The sequence below is a fragment of the Sphaerisporangium rhizosphaerae genome, assembly GCF_042665155.1.
Taxonomy (GTDB): domain Bacteria; phylum Actinomycetota; class Actinomycetes; order Streptosporangiales; family Streptosporangiaceae; genus Sphaerisporangium; species Sphaerisporangium rhizosphaerae.
Genome location: NZ_JBHTCG010000072.1, coordinates 1 through 3,829, shown reverse-complemented (window position 1 = coordinate 3,829; position 3,829 = coordinate 1). Strand labels below are relative to the sequence as shown.

Annotated in this window: 3 protein-coding genes; all 3 read right to left on the bottom strand. The window is 69.9% G+C overall.

Annotated elements, in window-relative coordinates; all coding sequences use genetic code 11:
• Positions 1-400: 400 nt before the first annotated feature.
• The 3 genes from ACFQSB_RS40020 to ACFQSB_RS40010 all read right to left on the bottom strand — a co-directional run bounded on the left by ACFQSB_RS40020 (position 401) and on the right by ACFQSB_RS40010 (position 3,623).
• Complete coding sequence (locus ACFQSB_RS40020) at positions 401-1,831, bottom strand: hypothetical protein (RefSeq protein ID WP_380832561.1); 1,431 nt, start codon at positions 1,829-1,831, stop codon at positions 401-403.
• A 353-nt stretch (positions 1,832-2,184) separates the two neighbouring features.
• Complete coding sequence (locus ACFQSB_RS40015; RefSeq protein ID WP_189167864.1) at positions 2,185-2,523, bottom strand: helix-turn-helix domain-containing protein; 339 nt, start codon at positions 2,521-2,523, stop codon at positions 2,185-2,187.
• Positions 2,523-3,623, bottom strand: a complete 1,101-nt coding sequence (locus ACFQSB_RS40010; protein ID WP_380832559.1) for a tyrosine-type recombinase/integrase — start codon at positions 3,621-3,623, stop codon at positions 2,523-2,525. Before ACFQSB_RS40010 ends, ACFQSB_RS40015 begins: the two co-directional genes overlap by 1 nt.
• Positions 3,624-3,829 lie beyond the last annotated feature (206 nt).

Here is a 3,829-nt window from a genome sequence, read left to right as displayed (position 1 = left end):
TAGTGGCGGAGAGTCTTATTCGGAACGTGGGAATTCTAGGCGGAGCCCTGGGTGATCTGGCCTGTTAGCCCCGTTCGTCGAGGTGGTGCGTGGCCCTGACCCAGAGGGCTTCGAACTCCTGGTGGGTGATCTCGGCGGCGTGCTCGGGGTTCTGCCAGCCGTCGAGGCTTTCTTCGGCGAGGGTGCCGTAGCGGCGTTTCCCGGAGATGGATGAGGTCGTTGAGGGCGGCGGCGGTGACGGGTCACTGGTCGGGGCCGTGGAGGTCGACTTGCCGGGTGACCCACTGTTGGTCGTCGAGCTCGATGTGGGTCCAGGTGTCGTCTTCGGTGTTGAGGTAGCGGATCCAGCGGGTCATCTGGTCGTGGTGCCAGCTTGTTATGACGCCCAGGTGGTCGCGGGTCAGCGTTGGAAGGGTGGGGTGTAGCGGGCCCATTTGCCGCCGGCGAGGGTGGCCCAGCGGTCGGCTGTCCCTGGTGCCAGTCCGAGGAGGCGGCCGATGACGGGTGGGGGGAGTTGGCGGGCGTAGTCCAGGAGGGCGGCGTTGCGGTCGGGGCGGGCGTCGATGCCGAGGGTGGTGAGGCGGCGGGCGAGGCTGGTGGGGTGGAGGGGCTTGCCGGGGTGGCGGCCAGGGAACAGCCAGGTGTCGTCGTGGAGGTGGTGGGCGGTCCGGTCGGCGCGTGGGGTGGGCAGCTGATTGATCAGGTCGGCGAGCGGATCGGGCAGGACGACGCTGGTCGGGCCGAGGGTTAGTTCGGTGGTGCCGCCGGGGGTGTGGTGGAGGTCGCTTGTAGTGAGGCGGCTGATCTTGGAGACCTGTTGGGCGAACAGCAGGACGAGGAGGGCGGCGACGCGGTCGGTGGTGGGGATGGCCTCGTCGTGGAGCATGCGCCGGGCGAGCGCCCATCGGTGATCGTCGGGCGTGAACTGTGATGGCTGCGAGGTGATTCGGGTGGGGATGTCCAAGGGTGGGAGGTGCCGGGTTTTGGTGGCCCAGGACCAGAAGGCGCGCGTGGCATCGGCGCGGCGGACGTCAGCGAGCCAGGCGTCGATGTCAGCTTGGCGGCAGGTGGCCGGGGTGCGGCCGTGGTCGCGCAGGTGGGTGAGGAAGCGGCTGGTGGCGGCGAGTTCGGCGCGGGCCCGGTAGGCGGCTCCTGGTTGGAGGGGGGCGCCGTCCAGGCGGCGGCGGAGGCGGCGCAGCAGGTGGGTGCGGGCGAACAGAGCGATGAGCTTCTGGTCGTCGGGGTGGGCGGCTGTGGTGACGGTTCGGGCGAAGGCCTCCAGCCGGAACAGGTGCTCGTCGCGGGCGGGCAGGGCCCCTGCGGCGATGAGGAGGACGCGCAGGTAGTCGATGGAGCGGCTGGTGCCGCGGCTGTCGAGGGCCTCATGGGTGAGGGGGAGCCGTCCGGCCGCGAGGTCGGCCAGGACGTGGCGGGCGCGTCTGCTGCTGCGGTGGAGGTTGGAGAGGGCGGCTTGCGGGTTGCCGGTGGCGAGGATCGCTTCGCGGAGCGGCAGCAGCGCGGGGAGGATCCGGCCGTCCGGGCCGGTGAGCAGGAGGGTGACGCGGTCGGTGAGGATGCAGGTGAAGCAGGCCGGTCCGCCGCCGATGCCGGTCCGCCTGCCGCGTGCGGAGCGCCCGCAGATGCGGCAGGTGACCATGGCGGCCTGGTTGCAGGTGAGGCAGAGATCTGGGTGATCGGCGGTGGCCTTGACCGAGACCCGGCGGGTGCGTCCGCAGACTCCGCAGGGCCGCTTGGGGTGCTCGTAGCAGCGGGCGCAGAGCACCAGTTCGGTCGCGGTCCGCCCGCCCGGGACCACCGCCGCAGGAGCCATCCGCCCGCATTCACCGCAGAGGACCGGGGTCTGGTGGCGGATGTAGCAGGAGGAGCAGAGCGAGAGCGCCTCATGCCCGACCCGCCCAGCGTTGATCTTCCGGAGGCGGCCGCAGCCGTCGCATGCTCGCTTTGGCTGCTCGGCTCGGTAGCAGCGGGAACACAACGTGCGGGTGCCGCCGGAGCGGCCTGCGGCTTTGACTGCGGGGAAGCGGAGTTCGCCGCACTCCTCGCAGCGGGCCTTGGGCCGGTAGGCGCGGTAGCAGGCTCCGCAGACCCCGGCGCCGTCCGGGCGGGAACCGGAGATCGTCAGCCCCTCCCGGCCGCACTCAGCGCACCGGCCCCGCCGCCGGGTCACGGCTCGTCGGGGACGATCCGGGCGCGGCGCGGCCGGCGCACCTCACCCGGCGGGGCGGGCGCAAGCAGCCCGATCTCCTTGGCGGTCTTGCGCCGCGCCGAGGTGATGACGACCGGCTCGAACAACTCGGCGGGGCCGGCGTCCAGGATGTCGCAGAGCGCGGCGAACACCTGCAGGTTGAGCCGCTCAGGAGTGCCGGTGACCAGCCGGTGGATCTGCGAGGCCGACATCTCGATCCCGCGTTCGGCCAGCAGCGGCGCCAGGTCGGTGGTGTTGAACATGCCGCGGCGGGCCATCAACTCCCGCAGATGCCACCGGTAACGAACCGTCCGCATCAGTTCGCTCCCCTCAGCCCGGCGTCCAGTACCTCACGCAGGGCATTGTTCATGAAATCCGATCCCGCGTGGGTGTAGATGGACGTCGTCGACCCCCACGCGTGCCCGACCTGCCGCTGCACGAAGAACGGATCAGCGCCGTCCTCGATCAGATGCGTGATGTAGGAGTGCCGCAAGCAGTGCGGATGCAGCACCTCCTCCAGCCCGAGCGCGTCCCGGTACTCGGCGAACCTGCGGGTGATGTGCCGCCCGGTGATCCTTCCTCCGCGTTCTGAGGGCCACAGAAGCTGCCGCTTGCCGACCTCGAACAGTGGCCGAACCTCCGCGACGTATTCGGCAACCGCCTCGACCGACCAATCCCAGACCGTCAAAACCGTCCGCCGCCGGGGCGGCGATCCCTTCACCGCTTTCCCGAACCTCACATAGCAGGCCCCGTAGCGTCCGAACCCCGGCGCCTTCGGGTTCCGCGAGAAGTCAGCGAGGTCGAGGTTTCCGGCCTCCCGCCGCCGCAGCCCCCACCCGTAGATCACCTTGAACAGCGTCGCGTCCCGGAACGCCGGCAGCCACCCCTTCCGGCCCGAAGCACGCGCCCTCAGCACCTGCTCGTCGGCGTGATCGAAGAAGTCCTGCAACTCCCGGCGGGTCAGCGCCCGCACCTCCGGCCGCCCCTCATAGGGCGAGGAGTGCGAAGGCGTGTTGTCCTCATGGCAGATCTGGACCGGGTGCGTCCCGAAGTACCCCACGCACTGCTCGCCCCACCCGTAGCGGGCATCGGTCAGATAGTCGCAGAACATCGCGATCTGATTCAGATAGTTCCGGACCGTCGACCGCGCCAGCGGCCCCGGCGACGACAGCAACTCCGTCGCCCAGTCCTCCACGTCCCCCGGCAGCCACTCCCACGGCGGCGTCCCCGTGAACGCCGCGAACCTGCGCACCAGGTCCACCCGCGCCTTGATCGTCGAGACCGCCAGCAGCCGCGCCCGCTGCTGCCGCTCCCACCCCGTCAGCATCGCGGCGAACACCGCCTCCTGGGGGTGCAGCGGCACCACACCGTCCACGAGCACCAGGTGCGCCGCACCCTCCACCGAGACCCGTTTCACCCCAAACACCACCTCGCATCAGAAGCGACATGCTCGCATCTGATGCGAGATCCATTCCGGAGAACCCAGAAAGCAGCAGGCAGACAGCCACGCACCGACACACACGATGACCTCGGCGAACGTCACCCCCACAGGCCGGTGACCAGCTCAAACGCCTTCTTCAAGTCTGCGAATAGCTCATCAGACGCTATTCGTCCCCTTACTAG

Excerpts from the sequence above, each read along its gene's own strand:
- ACFQSB_RS40020 (WP_380832561.1), bottom strand. The coding sequence starts at position 1,831 with ATGGCTCCTGCGGCGGTGGTCCCGGGCGGGCGGACCGCGACCGAACTG.
- ACFQSB_RS40015 (WP_189167864.1), bottom strand. The coding sequence starts at position 2,523 with ATGCGGACGGTTCGTTACCGGTGGCATCTGCGGGAGTTGATGGCCCGC.